General features: G+C 68.7%; 14 protein-coding genes and 1 pseudogene. 7 read left to right on the top strand and 8 right to left on the bottom strand.

Annotation, left to right across the window (positions count from 1 at the left end; all coding sequences use genetic code 11):
• Positions 1–2: 2 nt before the first annotated feature.
• The gene (locus ACNYC2_RS17050) at positions 3–857 is read right to left on the bottom strand and encodes a DUF6585 family protein (RefSeq protein WP_419702932.1); all 855 of its coding nucleotides are present in this window, start codon (positions 855–857) and stop codon (positions 3–5) included.
• A gap of 278 nt (positions 858–1,135) precedes the next feature.
• On the opposite strand from ACNYC2_RS17050, the gene ACNYC2_RS17045 reads away from it, so the two are divergent.
• Together ACNYC2_RS17045 and ACNYC2_RS17040 are read left to right on the top strand one after the other, a co-directional pair.
• The gene (locus ACNYC2_RS17045; RefSeq protein ID WP_419702931.1) at positions 1,136–1,771 is read left to right on the top strand and encodes a hypothetical protein; all 636 of its coding nucleotides are present in this window, start codon (positions 1,136–1,138) and stop codon (positions 1,769–1,771) included.
• Between the two features lie 217 nt (positions 1,772–1,988).
• On the top strand, positions 1,989–3,929 hold the full coding sequence (locus ACNYC2_RS17040) for an NB-ARC domain-containing protein (RefSeq protein ID WP_419702930.1): 1,941 nt from the start codon (positions 1,989–1,991) through the stop codon (positions 3,927–3,929).
• On the opposite strand, the gene ACNYC2_RS17035 is transcribed toward ACNYC2_RS17040, so the two are convergent.
• Positions 3,907–5,520 (bottom strand): hypothetical protein, encoded by a 1,614-nt coding sequence (locus ACNYC2_RS17035; protein ID WP_419702929.1) that lies wholly within the window; start codon positions 5,518–5,520, stop codon positions 3,907–3,909. The two genes, ACNYC2_RS17040 and ACNYC2_RS17035, sit on opposite strands and share 23 nt — an antisense overlap.
• Before the next feature lie 154 nt (positions 5,521–5,674).
• On the opposite strand from ACNYC2_RS17035, the gene ACNYC2_RS17030 reads away from it, so the two are divergent.
• Together ACNYC2_RS17030 and ACNYC2_RS17025 are read left to right on the top strand one after the other, a co-directional pair.
• The gene (locus ACNYC2_RS17030; protein WP_419702928.1) at positions 5,675–6,139 is read left to right on the top strand and encodes a hypothetical protein; all 465 of its coding nucleotides are present in this window, start codon (positions 5,675–5,677) and stop codon (positions 6,137–6,139) included.
• Positions 6,140–6,285: 146 nt separating this feature from the next.
• Positions 6,286–6,449: pseudogene (locus tag ACNYC2_RS17025) on the top strand (IS701 family transposase); the annotation flags it as partial.
• Positions 6,450–6,888: 439 nt separating this feature from the next.
• On the opposite strand, the gene ACNYC2_RS17020 reads toward ACNYC2_RS17025, so the two are convergent.
• The 6 genes from ACNYC2_RS17020 to ACNYC2_RS16995 all read right to left on the bottom strand — a co-directional run bounded on the left by ACNYC2_RS17020 (position 6,889) and on the right by ACNYC2_RS16995 (position 12,374).
• On the bottom strand, positions 6,889–7,365 hold the full coding sequence (locus ACNYC2_RS17020; RefSeq protein WP_419702927.1) for a hypothetical protein: 477 nt from the start codon (positions 7,363–7,365) through the stop codon (positions 6,889–6,891).
• A 232-nt stretch (positions 7,366–7,597) separates the two neighbouring features.
• On the bottom strand, positions 7,598–8,134 hold the full coding sequence (locus ACNYC2_RS17015) for a hypothetical protein (protein WP_419702926.1): 537 nt from the start codon (positions 8,132–8,134) through the stop codon (positions 7,598–7,600).
• Between the two features lie 789 nt (positions 8,135–8,923).
• Positions 8,924–9,457, bottom strand: coding sequence for a MarR family winged helix-turn-helix transcriptional regulator (locus ACNYC2_RS17010; protein ID WP_419702925.1), 534 nt, complete (start codon positions 9,455–9,457; stop codon positions 8,924–8,926).
• A 430-nt stretch (positions 9,458–9,887) separates the two neighbouring features.
• Positions 9,888–10,715: a hypothetical protein gene (locus tag ACNYC2_RS17005; RefSeq protein ID WP_419702924.1), complete on the bottom strand. Its 828-nt coding sequence runs from the start codon at positions 10,713–10,715 to the stop codon at positions 9,888–9,890.
• Positions 10,716–10,978: 263 nt separating this feature from the next.
• Positions 10,979–11,362, bottom strand: a complete 384-nt coding sequence (locus ACNYC2_RS17000; RefSeq protein WP_419702923.1) for a DUF2255 family protein — start codon at positions 11,360–11,362, stop codon at positions 10,979–10,981.
• A 46-nt stretch (positions 11,363–11,408) separates the two neighbouring features.
• Complete coding sequence (locus ACNYC2_RS16995; protein WP_419702922.1) at positions 11,409–12,374, bottom strand: alpha/beta hydrolase family protein; 966 nt, start codon at positions 12,372–12,374, stop codon at positions 11,409–11,411.
• A 116-nt stretch (positions 12,375–12,490) separates the two neighbouring features.
• Here ACNYC2_RS16995 and ACNYC2_RS16990 point away from each other — a divergent pair, with 116 nt between their 5' ends.
• The 3 genes from ACNYC2_RS16990 (at position 12,491) to ACNYC2_RS16980 (ending at position 17,445) form a co-directional block, all read left to right on the top strand.
• Complete coding sequence (locus ACNYC2_RS16990; RefSeq protein WP_419702921.1) at positions 12,491–13,105, top strand: TetR/AcrR family transcriptional regulator; 615 nt, start codon at positions 12,491–12,493, stop codon at positions 13,103–13,105.
• Positions 13,106–13,354: 249 nt separating this feature from the next.
• On the top strand, positions 13,355–14,404 hold the full coding sequence (locus tag ACNYC2_RS16985) for a helix-turn-helix transcriptional regulator (protein WP_419702920.1): 1,050 nt from the start codon (positions 13,355–13,357) through the stop codon (positions 14,402–14,404).
• 143 nt (positions 14,405–14,547) lie between these two features.
• A complete protein-coding gene (locus ACNYC2_RS16980) occupies positions 14,548–17,445 on the top strand; it encodes a M4 family metallopeptidase (RefSeq protein ID WP_419702919.1) in 2,898 nt (965 codons plus the stop codon).
• The last annotated feature ends 30 nt before the right edge of the window (positions 17,446–17,475 follow it).

Genomic DNA, 17,475 nt, shown 5'->3' with positions numbered 1-17,475 from the left:
GCCTACTCCAGGGACGCCGCGCCGAGGCGGTCTGCGACGGCCACCAGCACGAGGAAGTTCGGCACGTCGTTTGCCAGCACCGACGACCGGAAGAGCTTGCCCTGGCGCTTCACCTGCAGGTATCCGTTGTCGATTCGCAGGCTCGTGATCTCTGACCACGGGGTGAGCTTCTTGCCGAGGACCAGCCCTTCCGGCGTCGCGGACGCCGGCCCGAAGTCGACCGGCCTGCCGGCGGTGAGCTCGGCGAGGACGCGGGGCGCATTTGCGCGGGTGATCCCGTCCTCGAGCGCGGGGCCCCAGATGTCGATCCGTTCGAACTCCGCTGCGCGGGTGATGTTGCCGAGGTCGACGCCGTCGCTGTTGGCGATCATCGTGCTGAAGGCGACCGTCTGGCCCATGACCACCGGTGGTGTCGTGGCGTTCAGCAGGCCGTAGGACCATCGGGCCTGACCGTCCGTCTCCCACGAGGCCCGGACGCCGACTCGGACCAGCCGGGTCTCGTCCCAGCGGTAGGGCAGCACGCGACCCTTCGCACCGAGGACGACCACGCCTTCGTCGTAGATGTGCATCGCCTGGTCGCCCTGGGCCTCCTTGGCCTTGATCGTCATGCCCGCCACGGCGCCACCGATCAGCACGACGAACAGGACGATGAAGCCGATCCCGATGACGGATGCGAGCAGGCCAGTGGACGCGAGCATCCAGAGGACGAGGCCGAAGAGGATCAGGGGCGGGATCAGCATGACGGCAGGGCTCCGTCTCGGCTTGTTGCCCGCCGCGGTGAACTCCGCACGGTGCTCTCCGAGCCGTAGTGCCTGAGCGGCCTCGTCGATCGACTGCTGGCTGATGGGGTCGGGCATGGAAGGCGTCTCCTTGTGCTGGGCCGGCGTGTGCTCGAAACCTAGCGAATCGGTGCCCGACTTTCAAAGAGGCTCTATTGATGGGAGGGGGTATAACATAGCGCGGCAGGCGACGAAGGCTCCTGGCGTCGCGTGGGGCGCCACGGCGCAGGGTGAGATGCGCTGGTGGCGCAAGTGCGGTCCTCGTCCACGGCTCCGGCGGGCTTGACGCGCTCCGGGCCTACTGGCCGCCGTCCGCCACAAGGCGAGACGGCCGAACTCGTGATGGAAGGAAGTCGTTGAGCGAGCATTCCCCCAGCAAGGTGCCCTCGCCCGGGCAGAACGAGCAGTTGAGCCCCGCCAAGCAGACCTTCGGGTGCCTGGTCGTGCTGCTCGTCGTTGTCGGCATCCCCGCCGCCGGGATCTACGCGTTCGTCCAATGGAGCAACAAGCCGCTGCACCAGGTCGCGGAGGACCTGCGGGACTACGGCACGCTCTGTAGCGGCCGGGAGATTCCCGGAGCGCCCGCATACACACCCGGTTCGGGACCACACCCCATTGCCGTGTTCGAGAGCGTCCGAGAGGGTGACGAGGGGCTGTCGGACGTGTGGATCCGATCAGGAGAGACAGGTGACCCGTTCAACCCGGAAAATCCGGGCGTCGTGGAGCTCGTCGCGTGTGCGGAGCGCACCGATGCCGGAGAGGTTGTCGCCACGTGCGACTTCACGGGCGAGTCGGTTGGAATGCGGAGCGCGACTGCGGAGATTACGGTGTATGAGGCTCGCACCGCCAATCAGGTGGGAGAGTCGGTCAAGGTCGTGGGTGAGGACACCAGCTGTCCGGGCTTCGTCACCTTCAAGGGCGCGCTGAAGCTGTACTCCATCCCCTCGGAGAGCCAGTTTCTCGGTGTGCTCGAGTCGGTGGTGAACGACTGACCGATCTGGCACGACGATGGGCCCCGGACCACAGGTCCGGGGCCCATCCGCACGACCTGCGCGACTGGCTGCTTCACCTGCTGTCGTCGAGATGGTGCGTTAGTGTGACTTCGCTGGTCAGACCACCCAGGGAGGGCATGTGGCAGGTGTCGTCGTGGGTCCACGCCGTGCCGATCCGTTTCTCGACCGTGTCGATCCTCGCGCGGAGATGCAAAGAGTGTCGACAGAGCAGTGGGCGCGGGGGCGCACATCTCTGTTGTTCCTGCACGGTCCGGAAGGCATCGGCCGCTCGTGTCTCGTGGCCGAGTACTTCCATGCCAACCGGGCGTTGTTCGATCTGTACATCGACGTCGTTGCGCGCCAACCCGACGACAGGCCGGTGTCGCAGGGGGAGCTTCTCGGGCAGGCCTTGCGTGGGCTTGGAATGGCCGACGCCGACCTGCCGATCTCTGACGCGGCGCGGTTGGAAGCGTATCGGCGGCTCTCGGCGCGCAGGCGATTCCTGATCGTCGTCAAGGACCCCGTGAGCGCTGAGCAGGTCCGCAACCTGATCCCGGCCGACGCGCCGGAAGCAGCGGTCGTCGCGACGACGCGCACGATGCAGCGCGACCTGCTGACGCTGGAGTTCGCGGACGTGTTGCTGAGCAAGCTGCCGCCTGCGGAGTCACGGGAGCTGTTGGAGCACTGCATGGGCGCCGCTGCGGCCCAGGTCTCCTCGGCGACCATCGATGAGCTCGCTCGTCTGTGTGACGGCTTTCCGCTGCTGATCCGTATCCTCGGTGCGCAGCTGAAGGGGCGACCGCGTGTTGCCCAACGGTATCTGCGGGATCTCCGCGCATCGCAGTCCGCTCTCCTGATGATGGGTGAAGCGCGGCGCTTCGCCAGTTTCCTGGACGTTGCCTACGGCGACCTGGAGGAGGTGCTGAAGCGTGCGTACCGACATCTGGCGTTGCTACCCGGCTCGAGCTTCGGCGCCGACGCGGCTGCGGTCGTGCTCGGGGTCGACGTCGATCAAGCCGAGCGTCTCCTGGATGATCTCGTGGACAGGAATCTGGTTCTGTTCGACGACGACATCGGCCGGTACTCGTTCTACCGGATCGTGCAGGCGGACGCCCGCCGGCGGTTGCTGGAGGCCGACGGTCCCGAGGTCGTTCGATCGTCGACGGGGCTGATCACGATCTGGTATCTGCGCGAAGCCGTGCCTCGTGACGCGGTGCTGGCGAGCCGTTGGCGGGTCGGTGCAGAGTTCGATCGGCATGCCGCCGCGGATCTGGAACCCCTGTCGCGTGCTTCCGCGACAGAGTGGTTCGATGCCGAATGGGAGTCGGTGGTTGCCTGCGTGGGTGCCGCGCACGATCAAGGGCTGCACGACGTCGCGTGGCAGCTCTGCGTCGCCGTGTTCAAATACCTGCATCTGCACGGGCACGTCGACACCTGGCTCGACAGCCATCGGCTCGGTGTCGCCTCGGCGCGGGCATGCGGGGATCACCTGGGCATGATGCAGGTCACGTCCCAGCGTGGCGCGGCCTACCTCGCGATCGGTGACACCGATCGAGCGCGTACTGATTTCGAGGCGTCGCTCCGCGCGGCGGTTCAGGCCGGGCACCGGCTCGGTGAGCAGAGCGCCTGGGAGTGGTTGGGCAAAGCGGCAGCGGAGGCCGGTGAACTGAGCACGGCGTTCCGCTGCTACGACGAGTCGGAGTCGGTGATCGACCGGTCCGTCCTGGAGATACCGGCCGAACAGCAGGCCCGGATGCGGGCACTGCTGGGCCTCCATCGCGCCAGGGCGCGGCTGGTTCGCGGGGAGCTCGAGCGCGCGGATGCTGAGGCCACCGACGCGCTCGAGTACTTCCGGTCTACCGAGGAGCTGGACAACCAGGCCAAATGCCTGATGGCCATGGGTGGGGCTGTTTCCGGTGGCGAGGACTTCGTCAAGGCCGCGGAGTACTATGAGCGGGCCGCCGCTCTGTTCTCTGCCGACGGCGCCCGCCGCGCTCAAGCGGGCGCCATGCTGAAGCTCGGCGATGCCAGGAGAGCGGTCGGCGACGACCGCGGCGCCGCGAAGGCGTTCAGCGTCTCGCGGGAGCTCTACACCGCGCTCGCCGACGCGACCGCGGACGAGGCGGGGGCGCGCCTTACTGACCTGAATGAACAGTGATAGTTGCTTGGACAGGGCGCGCCCCGAGTCGCACGGTGATGCTTTTCGGGAGTGACTGCCAGGTGCGACCATCGGACAACCAGGTTCGGATCGCAGATGCGCAGGCTATGAAGGCGCTCTCGGCCGTCTTCGCCGTCTCGGGCAAGGCGATGGACGCGATTCCGCCATCACGATGCATCACCCGGGCCCCGGCCACGGCCAGCGTGCAGGCCGGCCGGTCCGCGAAGACCGCCTCGGCCTCATCAGGGTGATCGAGCAGCACGATCGCCGCATTGCCGTACAGGTCCCGCCGCGGATGGCGGTGGTGGACTACCAGGTGACGGTCATGGTTGTTCGGGGGGTGCTCGGGACGTGCGTCGACGTCTGCCGGCCACCGTGCCACGGCAACTTCCTGTTCGCACCAGTCAGCGGTGACCCACCACGCCTCGACCTGCGACTGGTCGGGGACAAGAGCGGTTGGGGCGTACGGTGCGACCAGCGGTGCACGACCTGGTTCAGGCAGCCCCATGAGCTCGTAGAAGAGGTTCCTCAGCCGACCGGCCGACTGACCGGGCAACGAGGACGCCAGCTCGCGGACTTCTGTGAACTCGGCGGCAGCGCCGACGGCAGCGTCCAACTGCGCCGCGAACGGTGACAGGAGATCCAGGCGTCTCGCGGCGCGTCCCAGGGCCTCCACCGCGGATCCTGCGGCGACCTGGTGCCCGGGAAACGACGCGAGCAGGACGGCCCGCTGTACGGCCGCCGCATACGCCGTCACTGCGCCGTGATCACCGATCGCCACGTCTGAGGCCAGCACCGCCTGCTGCCATCCTTCGGCGGGCGGGACCAGGCGAAGGCCCGCACGGAGGCAGTCGCCGAGCCACAGCCTTATCTGCGCGGGCCCGTGACCGAACCAGGTATTGGGGTGCAAGGCCGCGACGACCGTGTACCTGTCCGTCGGCAGCTCGGCGAGCAGTTGCGCGATCAGGTCCGGATTTCGTCCGAGCAGTGAATCGGGACCCCAGGTCGACGTCACGAGGACGATCGTCGTGTCGTCGTCTGCTCCGAGGGCATGTCGGTAGCGGTGTCGGCCCGGTTCGCTCACGATCATCCGGTCAAGACACGGGTCGCCAGCTATCAGCGCGGAGTCCAGCGCCTCAGGTACCGCGACTGCGAGTCGGGCATGCTGCTCGTCATGGGACAGCACGATCGCGCTGGGGACGACTGCGTCGTCGTGTACCAACCATTCGCGGGAAAGGCCGTAGACGGAACGGTTTCCCGGTTTCCCGGTTTCCCGGTTTCCCGGTTTCCCGGTTTCCCGGTTTCCCGGTGAGTATTTAGTATAACCCATTCCGTGTGACAAAATTATCAGCGGCGCGTTGATGTCGTGCAGATTCCCACTGTTGTGAACTGAGAGTGCGAGATCGAACTCGGTCGCGACCACCTGTTCCCAAGGCATCACCAGCGCGCCGATCGCAGCTAAGTGCTGTTCCACGCCGTTGGTGACGGCAGACGCCCACGGGCAGGTATAGACGACCTGTACACGCGGGTCGCTGTCGAACACTGGCAGGATGTCAGCCAGCCGATTCGCCGCTGTCACCGTGTGGACCACGGCGAGAACCGACCGCTCCGACGCGACGGTCCGCCACCGTGGACCGTCGGGTCCGAGCGGAACCCTGAGCCACTGGCTTGCGCGCACGATCCTCATTCCCGCGATTGCTGACGTCCATGGCACCCTACCTGCCGTTGGTCGGTATCGTGATCGCGTGATTCCGATCTGGGTGACTATCGTCGTAGCGGTGCTGAGCACGCTGGGTGCACTGGGTGCACAGTGGCTGAACGGTCGGCAGTCCGATCGGCGCGTCGAGATCGAACAACGAGCCAAGCGTGAGGAACGCCTTCAGCAGCACCGCGAGGAGACCAATGCCGCGTTCCTCATCGCCGCGCGGTCGTTCCAGCGGGCCATTCGTTCAGCATCCAGCATCGACGCCGGTGACGACGCATTGAACTCCCTGCGTGACACCGCGACGTATATCGAGCTGAATGCGCCGGAGCTCGCCGACGGGCCCCTCGCGTCTGTGCTTGACGCCGCGGTGCGCCTCCACGACCTTGTCATCCGAAACGCGCCCACGGCTCCTGCTGTCCAGGAGGCCGACGCCGAGTTCCGGCAGGCGCTTGGCCACCTGGTTGAACTGATGCGCGACAATCTGGGAACCGGAGATCGGCTCTAGTACTACAGCCGTAGATCGGGCCGTTGATCTGGGGTGATGCCTGGACGTGGGGCGGCCACCACGGCCTGCTGGTGCGCCGCAACGACACCACCGGTGAGCTGGCCTGGTACCGCTGCTGGACCCCATGCCCGGCCGGGATCGGCGACGTCGTGCGGGTCGTGGGACGCCGCTGGACCGTCGAGGAGAACTTCCAAGCCGCCAAGGGCCACGCCGGCCTGGACGAGCACCAGGTCCGCCGCTGGAGCTCCTGGCACCGGTGGACCACACCCTGGCGATGCTCGCCCACGCCTTCCTGACCATCCTCGCCACAGTGATGAACGACGCCGAACCTGCCGACGACGCCGCCGGCCTGATCGCGATCACCCTCGGCGAGGCGCGACGACTGTTCGCCGCCCTAGCCGCCACGGTCACCAACACCGCGCCCGACGCGCCCACTACCAACGACGCGAAGGTCTTCAACCCTCAAACCATCCTCACGACCAGTGACGCCGACGTCCTCATCCACAGCGTCGGTCAACACCCCACTGGGTCGGCCGCGACACCAACCTGCTCGACGGCCGCAACCCGAGCGACACGATCGGCGCTCGTCGGCCGAGCACCATGCACTCTGATCGCGCCGGTCCGAGCGCTCTTTCGCCCTCAGGATCTCTGGACCAGATGGACGGAGACCCTGAGGGCGAAAGGGTGTTCAGGTGGGACCGGGAGGGGAAAGGCGTCCGCGCCCTGCCACTCACACGGTTTCGACGAGGTCAGCCGCAGTGGACGTTGTAGCGCCAACCGCCGCCACTGTGGATGTACCAGCCGAGGTTGATGCAGCTTGATCCGGCGTCGGTGAGGATCACGGCACCTGCATAACTCGAGTAGGACCCGCTGTCCACGGCGTAGTCCCCAGTGTTGCTGGAGCGCTCGATCCGTACAGTCATGTGCGTACTGCTGCCGGTCAGGTTGATGAGCTGGGCGCAGTTGGCATTCTTCGAACGGCTGTAGAAGACCTGGAGCCGCGCTGCGCCGTTCGACACCGTCTCGTTCCGGATCCGGTTGTCGGTGGTGTACCCGAGGCCTCCGCAGGTGCTGTTCACGTACCGACCGTCTCCGCCGCTGCTGCCAGCGGCATATGCGCTGGACGGCGCCATGAGCAGCAGCATGGTGGCCGCCATGACCAGCGCGAGGGCGGCCGAGGTCAGGCGTCGGCCTGAAGAAGTGAGTGCGGTGAGGGGTGTGCTCACATTTCTCCTTTGATTGTGTGTGACTCGGGACATAGGGGATGTAGCGGCCGAAATTTATCAGGAGCGGCGACAGGAGGGCCACCAAACATCCGGCTCGCCAACACCAGAGCGATAGTCCAAGCTATGACCTCAGCCCATCGACCCGATCTACGGCTGTAGTACTAGGCCACGTGGGGTCAGGGCCGCCACTCTGCCCGAGCCCCGAGCGCGTAGATGCCGACCGCCCAGGTGGTCACATCGTGAAGGCCCTGACGGCCACGGCGACCGTCCCGTCGCCCTGGTCGGTCGTGCTGATGTTCAGGTTCCAGCCGTTCTCCAGCGTCTCCAGCTCGTCGCCGCTGAACTGCAGGCACGTGTCGCCGTCGACGCAGTGCCCCGGCTCCGGCTCGGTCCAGGGGAGCTCGGACAGGAGCCACGCGTCGACGTCGTCCTGGGGCGCGACGAAGTCGATGGTGACATACGGGTCCTGGAAGCCGCCGGAGGCACAGGTCGCCCCGGCGCCGGGGCCGCCGTTCGTGTCCGCGTCCACGGGCAGGGTCTTGAGCCCGGCGGCGCGTATGGCGCCCCCGCAGTCGTGCGCTGCGGGCGGAGGCTTCGGGGCGCTCCAGCCGCCGGTCGTCAGGAACAGTACGACAAGTCCGACGATCGCGAGCACCGGCAGTGCCAGCACGCCCAGCACCACCCAGAACCACACCCTGCGGTGCAACGGCTTGCGTTGGGGGAGGAACGGTCCGGTCGTGGACGGCCCGGCCGCGGACTGGGCGGTCATGGTGGCAGGCTACCGCCATCGTCAGGTGTGCGAAATGTTCGTGCATGGTTGAATTGTTCGATATGGGTTTCGCGCGGGGCTGATCGGCCACGATGACGGGGGACAGGACTATGAGCGCGGTTCATGCCATAGGTCTCGCCCTGATCGTGACGATCATCGTGGGCACGGTGGCCGTCGTGGTGATCATGCGGAGCGGACCCATCCTGCCCCCGGTGGTCAGGCACCCGGTGTGCGCCACGTGCGGGCACTTCGAACCTGAGCACTACCGGGGCCGATGCCGTCATCGTTACGGGCACCCGAGCTGGAACAACGATAGCTACGGCTACAGCCAGCGGTACAGCGACGAGGTGTGCCCCTGTACCGAGTTCCGGCACGAGGGCGGCACTGAGAGCCCTGCTGAACGACCATGAGGGCGATGCTCGAGATGCCCCGGATGTGCTTGACCGTGTGTCAGGATCTGCGAAATGTCAGTTGTGCGAGGGCGGATGACGCGCTGGAGATCGTTGAGTGATTCCGAGGTTGTCGAGCTCGCGACGCGGTTGAGGTCGTTGGACTGTACGTGGGAGCTGGGGGCTACACGGAGCGCGAGGAGTTCGACCGGTAGCGCGAGCCCTACGGTCCTTGAGCCGCTGCAGATCCTCTCCGAGGTCGCCGCCGCATTCCCGGCGGCCGGCACTCCGGCCACGCCGCCCTGTGTGCGGCGGTTCGGGCAGTACTGGATGCCACCGCCGTGGTGGCGGCTGGGGACGAAGCGGCACCGCGAACCTGAGACCACGTGGTTCCGTAGTACTAGGTCTCGTCTCCCATGTTTGCCAGGTCGTCCAGGAAACGGGCGACGATCTCCCTCTCGACCGGGCTCAAGCGAGCGGCGGCTTCGAACCGACGGCCGTGGTCAGCACCCACGGTGTGCAGGGCGACCCGGCGGGTCTCCTCCGTGACCTCGATGATGAGACTGCGCCGGTCGGAGGGATGGGGGAGCCGGCGGATGTGACCGGCTCTGGCAAGTCTGTGGAGCAACTTCGTCGTCGAGGCGGAGGTGATGCCCAGATGGGTGGCGATTGCTCCCGGCGTCACCGTCTGTGCTCGGTTCTGGGCGGCGATGACGAAGCGCAATGTACGTATGTCGGTCTGGCCGAGCTCCATATGGCGGCGGGATGCCTCGCTCAGGCGGCGTTCGGCCTTGCGCCAGTTCCGCAGTCCTTGCAGAACGCGTACGACTTGGTCGGTCTCGTGGTCCTCAAGTTCCGTTTGCCGTGCGGTCTCTTGCTTCGGATCCAGCGCCGACGGTTCAGGTGGGTCCGGCGGCTTAAGTTCAGAAACCATGTCTGGTCTTCCCCTGGGACAGCGCTTTGCTTGAATGTAGTCTGGCTAGACAAAACGAACGGAGAGGACGCGCGGCGGACAGTGAGGTCCTGCTGGACGAGAGCCGGACAGTGCCCCGTTTGAAGGTGGACCGGCAGTTCTGGCCCGCAGTGCACGGCTCGATACGTGACGGGCGGCGATGGCGCGGTCGGTCCTGAAGTCGGAAGCCGAGCCCCACGGTCCGAGGGCGGAGCAACCTTTCATTCGTACATGGTCACCTGCCTCCACCCGTAAGGCGCCCTGCTCTCACAGGTACGGTCACAGGCCCCCGCTCCTCCTCGCGCGCCGCTGGACCTCGGGGCGATCTCGGTGGGCTGAGTCATGCTGGTGCCTCCTGCGGGCCTGCTCAAGCGTTGTCGCCGACAATCCTTGCCCAGGCACGGTCGGAGGTTCAGCAAGCCCAGTCGAACACCCCGGACTCGAGGTCGATCTGGCAGTTCCCGCCGCCGATGTTCACGCCGGGCAGCTCTTCCAGCTCCAAGTAGTAAGGAGTCAGCCCTTCGGGCAGTTCCTGGACCGGCATCGCCGTGCCGCCGAGGTGGCACGTGCACGGGTCGGCGAACGGCCGGGCCCAGTCGCGCAGCCCGTGGTCGTCGTCGTCACCGTACGGGGGCAGGTACCCGGTGACAGGGTCGCCGTCGGCGGGCGCGTCGTCGACGGGCGCCCGGCCCGCGTTGGGGTCCTTCCGATCGACGAGCCAGGCCGGGACCGTGGGGTGGTCCTGGTCCCAGGCGTTGGGGCCGTCGTCGTCGGCGACGTGCTGACCGGGGCGGCGCGGGTCGGCGGGCACCTCGCCGGGGCCGGAGGCGAGCTGCTCGGGTGTGAGCCAGACGAGAGCCCAGGAAAAGCCCATCTCGTCGGTGTACTGCTGCTCGTTCGGGTTCTTGGTGGCCGTGGTCAGGTCGGTGAAGAACGGGTCGTCGAGGTCCGTCTCCGGCGCCAGCGGGCGGGCGGCGTCCCCCTCGCCCGCGAAGAAGGACACGGCAGGCAGGACTGCTCCGCGGCGCTGATACTCCGCGGGGAGCTCGAGCGTCAGGACGTGCATCATGGGTAGTCGCGTCAGGGCGCCGCGGGGCCATGCCGTACCCAGGCGCGGCCCGCGTGTGCCGATCCAGCCAGCCCGGAACGCGTCCGGGACCGGGGCTCGGGTCCCCGCGGGGTGGGTCGAGATCGAGAGGGCGTCCTGCTCGTGCCCGAAGAGGATGTCGTAGGCCTTCAAGGGTCGCAGCGTAGAGCCAGACCCTGACACCGACCCTCGGACGCTAGCCTGCGGGTTGGTCCAACGTCGTCGGGTCCGGTGCGGCGAAGGGTGCAGGTCACGGCAGGACCTTGTCAGGCAGTGAGGGAACCGGGACCACGACGCCGGTTGAGGCGCTGGCCGGCGAGAGCCGCTCGCCCGGTGCGACTACGACCGCGAGCCGTAGGCCGGAGCACACACCGGCCACCGTGGCCGTCTCGGGCGACCACGTCACAGCATGCATGTCAGGACGGGGTCGCGTCGGGAACAAGTTTGGCTATCTGGTCCCGGGATCGGCTGAGGAGGTCCTCGGAGAAATGTGGGTCGTCGCCATACTTGGTGGCGAAGGCTATGTCGACGGCGTCCTTGACGGCGTCGTCGGTAACGTGCTCGTAGGTCACCGGGCCGGCGTAGCCGCCGCCGGAGGCCATACCTGCCTTCTGGCGGACGGCTGCGGCGAACCATCGGGATGCCGGGTTGTTGCTTCGCACGTAGACGGCGTCACCGACGGGGACGGACCAGACCCAGATCGCCGTACCAGGTGTGATCCCGTCCTCGCGGTACGGTGCGATGTGGAAGTCGTCCGTGGCGGCGACCCTGGCGAGCTGGGCGGGTGTCCATCCCGGCATGTGAACCTTCTCCTGGCGGTGATTCCTCGGGGTTACGCGCTTCGGACTACTTGCTGTCGATGCGGCCGAGTGCCGCACCGGTCTCGGCCAGTGCTGCGGTGGCCTTTCCCCACCCGGTGTCTGCCGGGTTCAGCGTGCTGCGCAGGTAGGCGGTGGTCAGTCGCTGCAGGACCGCGACGCGCTCCGGGTTCTCGTCGGTGGTCTCGGCGGCTTCCCAGTTCGGGATGCCGCCCAGGGAGTGCTCGGCGCCGAACAGGGTCAGCAGGTCGGTCGCGCCCGGGCTGTGGACGTACGCGTCGGTGAACCAGTCCGGGCCGCGGCTGGACATCTTCGACTGGTCGTGGTCGCCGGCCACCACGAGCGTGGGCGTGGTCAGCTCGGTGAACGACGGGTTCATGAACGGGAAGTGCTCCTGGGCGAACGGGTGCAGCTCCTCGCCCCCGGTCCCGGTGGCGGCCAGCAGCACGCCGGCCCGCACACGCCGGTCCGCGTAGTCCTGGCCGGCCTTGCCCGTGCTGTCGAGAACGCGGGCGCCGAGCAGCATCTGCACGGTCTGGGCGCCCCAGGAGTGTCCGGCCGCGACGACCCGGTCGCGATCGACCCGCCCGGCAAGGCCTGGTAGGGCACGTTCGATCGTGTCGAGCTGGTCCATGGTCCGCACCAGGTCGGCATGCCGCTCGGTCCAGACCTGTCCGAACCCGGGGTGGTCGAAGGCGATGCCGTCGCGACGGGAGTCCAGGTGCGTCGGCTGGACGACGACGAACCCGCGAGAGGCCCAGAAGCTCGTGAGGGGTGCGTAGCCGTCGAGCGACCACCCGTTGCCGTGCGAGAACAGGAGCACCGGGAGGTGCTGCCCGGTCACGGGGGCGGAGACGCGCACGTCGAGCGGAAGCGCCCGCCCCGGTGCGTCGAGGCGCACCGGGGCGACCGAGACGACCGGGTCACCGGCGCCGACGACGGCGTCGAAGGTATGGACGACCGGGGTGTCGGTCGTAGCGGGAGCAGCATCCATGGGAGATCACTCGTCCTTTGCGTTCGGGGCCTCCGCCGAGCACAATCGAAGCGGAGCGCCGCTCCGAAACGATACGGAGCAGCGCTCCGTTTTGCAAGCCTCGACGAAGGTGCCCTATGACGACTCCCGGTCCTGCCGGCTCGACACACCGCGTGAAGCGCGTCGATGCCAGGCGCAACGAACAGACCCTGCTGGAGGCTGCCGCCGCCGTCTTCGTGACGGACGGCGTGGATGCGCCTGTGCGGCTGATCGCCGAACGCGCGGGGGTGGGCATGGGGACGATCTACCGGCACTTCCCCACGCGTCCCGCACTGGTAGCTGCGGTGTATCAGCACCAGGTAGAGGCGCTGGCTGAAGCAGGCCCTGCACTCCTGCGCGAGTCCGACGACCCCGGAGTCGCCCTCCAGCGTTGGGCGGCCGGCTTCGTCGACTTCCTCGTGACCAAGCACGGGCTTGCCGGTGCCCTCGGGCCCGACACCGAGGGCGTGAACACCCTGCACCAGTACTTCGTGGACCGGCTCGTCCCGGTCTGCGACGCCCTGCTCGACGCCGCACTCGAACCGGAGGCCTCCGGCCGGGTGTCCGGGTACATGCTCATGCGCGGCATCGGGAACCTCTGCATCGGCGGCGGCAACGACCCTGACTACGATGCCGCCCGCCTGGCCGGCCTCCTGGTGGCCGGGGTGCTGACCGGGGACAGCACAGGCATGACCCAGAGCGCGTCTGGCTGACGCCCGCGCGCCGATCGCCCGAACGGCGCTGAGTGTCGGAGCCTCCCGCGGAACAAGGGTTGTCTCCGGCGACGGCACCGTCGTCGGGCGCAACGCCGATGTCGGGACAGTCGACCGGGTGAAATCAGCTCGAGTGCCTGCGGCAACGAGCTAGGGTCTGGCGAAAACTCAGCGGGCGAGTCACGGCGACCGCCCGTCGCCGAGGCGATGGGGGCTTGGTGCGACGACCCGTGCCAAGGAGGCAGCACCATGATCCCGGACGACCTGCACCGCTCGCTCCAGACGACCGCACCGCCTGCGGTCCGGGTGCTGGAGCACCTGGTAGGGCGGGATGCCGCCGACGAACCGACCGTGACCGAGGCCACGGGCCTCGATGACGCCACGGTGCGCACGGCCCTGACCACGCTCGAACGGGACCGGCTCGTGGTGCGGGTCCCTTCCCCGGGCGGGGACGGCACGCGCTGGGCGGCGCTCCCGCCACGGTCGGTGCTCACGACCCTGCTTGCCAGACGGCGCCTCGAGGTCGCGCTCTGGGAGGTGCACCTCGACGAGCTGGAGCGCGCGTACCAGGAGTCGACGGGCCAGGCCGACCCGACCGGGCTCGTCGATGTCGTGCTCGGGACCCAGCAGGTCAGTTCCATGTACTGGCACCTGATGGAGACCGCGACGCACGAGGTGCTACACCTGGCCCGGCCCCCGTACCTCCAGCCCACCACACAACTGCTCGACCAGGTGGACCGGCCGCCCATGGACCCGGGCGTCCAGATGCGCAGCGTCTACGAGAGCGCGACGTTCACCGACCCGGTCTCGCTGGGCACGGCCCTCGGCGGGCGGTCGACCGGGGCCGGGGTGCGGCTGTCGCCGCAGGTCCCGCTCAAGCTCGTGCTCGTGGACCAGAAGATCGCGATGCTGCCCGCGAGCGGGGACGACGCCGGGGCCGCCTCCCTCGTGGTGCGCGCCCCCGCGCTGGTGGAAGCGCTCGCCGAGCTCTTCGAGCGGGTCTGGAACAACGCGCTGCCCCAGTCGATGTGGGCGGACGCCGACACCGGACCGGAGCCGCACCACGACGCGCCCTCGAAGCCGGTGACGCGGCTGCAGCTGGAGCAGCGGACCAGGTCCATCCTCGACCTCATGGCGGGCGGGCTGACGGACGAGGCGATCGCCCGGACCCTCGACATCAGCCGGCGCACCGTCCAGGCGGAGGTCACCGCGCTCGCGGAGAGGTTGGGCGCCCGCACACGGTTCCAGATCGGGCTGTTCGCCGCCGAGCAGGGCCTGCTGACGCGTACGCGCGCGTAGTCGCCGCCCCGCTGCTCATCTGCGCAGGTGCGCATTCTTCTCCTTGTTCGCGATGTCCAGGGATCACACAGTTGTCCCACTGGAGGACGCAAGGACGCGGTTCTCATCACTGCGACCGGTCCGTGAGGGCCGAAGGAGGAACCATGCGCATCCAGAGACCACACCGCGCCGTCGCGCTGGTGGCGGCGGCCGCGCTGCTCGGGGCCGGGATCCCCACGGCTCACGCGGCACCGGCCGGGCAGGAGATGGTGTCCGCCACCGACACGTCCGGGACCGACACTTCCGCCACCGACACCCCAGCGCTCGTGGACGGGCTCGACGAGCCCGTCCGGGCGGATCTCGCTCCGGCGACGGCGGCCAGGACGCACCTCGAGGGGCACCGGTCGCGCTACGGGATCGCCGATGCCGACGCCACGCTGGCCACGGCGGACGTCCAGCGGGAGGGAACCCGCGAGACGGTCCGCCTGGACCAGCGGTACCGGAAGCTGCCCGTGGTGGGCGGCCAGTACGTCGTCCGCATGGAGAAGCGGGACGGCGAGCGGACCGTGACGGGTACCTCGGGCTCCTACTTCACGGAGCTCGACGTCGACACGACCGCGCCGGTCCTGCCCGCGGCGGCCGCCGTCGAGCGGGCCGTCGAGCAGACAGGCAAGAGTCTGTCCGCGGGGCTCGCCGTCGTGGCGGGCGGGGTCCGCCCGGGCAGCACGCCGTCGGCCGGCGCGGCGGGCCTGAAGGGGACCGACGAGGGCCTCGCGGTTGTGCCCACCGGGTCGGGCGTCCTGGCCCGGCACGTCGTCGTCCGCGGGACCGCACCCGGCACGGCCGAGCCCGTGCTCACGGACGTGTGGGTCGACGCCGCGACGGGGGCCGCGCTCCTCAGCTCGAGCCGCGTGCGCACGCTGGCGGCACCGGGCCGGCTCACCGAGGGAGCAGCAGGGACGGACACCGCGGAGGTGACCGAGCCGCCGCCGTCGGGTACTGGCGTCACAGCCGTCGTGGGGACAGGTAGCAAGGCGGACGGCACCGTCGTGGAGGTGGCGCTGCAGCGGGACGACGCCACGGGCACCTACCGCACGGCCGACCTCACGCACACCCTCGCGGACGGTCGGACCGTCCCGGTGACCACCTGGGACGCGACGAGCAACGACTACTTCGACACGGCGGGCACGTGGCCCGAGGGGATCGCGCCGTTCGTGTCGCCCTCCAGCACGCTGGGTGCCGACCTGACAGATCTCGGCGCGGTGGACGCCCACTGGGCGGCGGCGCGGGTCCTGGAGTACTACCAGGCGGAGCACGGGCGGGACAGCCTCGACGACGACGGCATGGCGATCGACTCGTTCGTCGGGATCACCTACGGGGGCAACCCCTTCGTGAACGCCTTCTGGGACGGCAGCAAGATGGTCTACGGCACCGGCGACGCCGAGTACAAGTCGCTCGCCGCTGACCTCGACGTCGTCGGTCACGAGATGACGCACGGTGTCGTGGAGCACACCGCGGGCTTCCTCTACAGCGGGCAGCAGGGGGCGCTGAACGAGGCCATCGCCGACTACTTCGGCAACGCGATCGACGTCGACGTGTCCGGGATCTCGATGAGCGACCCGGAGGCGAGCCTGCTCGGCGGCGACCTGTGCCGCACCACGGCTCCGGCCGACTGCGCCCTGCGGGACCTCGACGACGGCATGACGACGGCGGACTTCCACCACCTCATCGAGACCGGCCAGTTCGACAACGGCGGCGTGCACCTGAACTCGACGATCCTCTCAGGTGCCCTGTGGGACGTCCGTGAGGCGCTGGGCGGCGAGACGGCCGACAAGATCGTCTACCGGGCGCTGACCGAGTACCTGACGCCGCTGTCCGACTTCGTCGACGGACGCGAGGCGGTCATCGCCTCGGCGCGGTCCTACGGGCTCAAGGGCAAGCAGCTCAAGGCCGTGGAACGGGCGTTCGACGTGCGCGGCGTCACCGAGCAGTGGGAGAAGAACCTGCCCGGCAAGGGCACGAACCTGCTCCTGGACCGACTGGACACCGGGCTCTACGTCGACATGCAGCCCGCCACGGGCGGCGGCTGGTGGGCGGTCCCGCGCTCGAGCGCCGACGGCACCGAGCCGACGTCGATCTGGGTGGGCCGTACCAACGGACGGGGCGAGGCCCGGCGCGTCTCCGCGGACGACGGCCGGTTCAACAGCTTCGCGCAGACGGACGGCCGGCGGGTCGTGTGGCTGTCGGTCGCCGCGGACTACGCGGACGCGCGGATCATGTCCGCCCCGCTGTCCGGCGGGCAGGTGACCGAGCTGTACAGCACGACGGCCCGGATCACCGGACTGGGCATGGACGGGGACCTCGTCGCCTGGTCGGAGTCGGACTACGAGGCACGGATCGAGGACGTGCGCTACCTCAAGGGCCGCTCGGCGCAGGTGCACACCGTGGAGCGTGACTGGGTCGGCAGCCCGTCCGCACCCGTCGTGAAGGCCGGCCGGATCGCCTTCGTGCGGTACGAGATCTTCCTGCACGACGACTGGAGCTGGGACTGGGCGCTCGGCGTCGAGGTACACGACACCCGCACCGGCGAGACCGCGGTGGCCGGCCTGGACGCGGGGGCGGAGAGCGTCAGCTACCCGTCGCTCACGACCAAGGGCGTCTACTGGGTGACCGACCTCGACCCGGGGTACACGGAGGCCGGGGCATGGAACAACTCCGTGCGGGCGTACACGTTCGCCACGGGTGAGAGCGAGATCCTGTTCCACGAGACCACGTCGCCCGAGCCGAAGCGGGCCTGGGTGCTGACGGCGTCCGACACGACGCTCACGGTCACCGAGGACGCGCCGAAGGAGGCGTGGCAGTCCGCCACGATGCCGACGGACGCGCTCATGCCGCGCCTGAAGCAGTACACGCTCGACGGCCGGTACCTCGGGGAGGCCTCGTGCAGCCCGGGCGCGCAGATGTTCGCCGCGGCGGGCCCGGGGCGGACCGTCGTCTTCAAGTCCTCCGCGACGTCCGTCACCGGCCTGGCGGTCGCCTCCGGCGCGAAGCGCTGCGGCTGACCACGCCGTCCCACAAGCTCCGTACCTAGC

The sequence above is a fragment of the Promicromonospora sp. NFX87 genome (genome assembly GCF_048564965.1).
Lineage (GTDB): Bacteria > Actinomycetota > Actinomycetes > Actinomycetales > Cellulomonadaceae > Promicromonospora.
The sequence above is the reverse complement of the archived record's forward strand: the minus strand, read 5'-3'. Positions and strand labels throughout refer to the sequence as shown.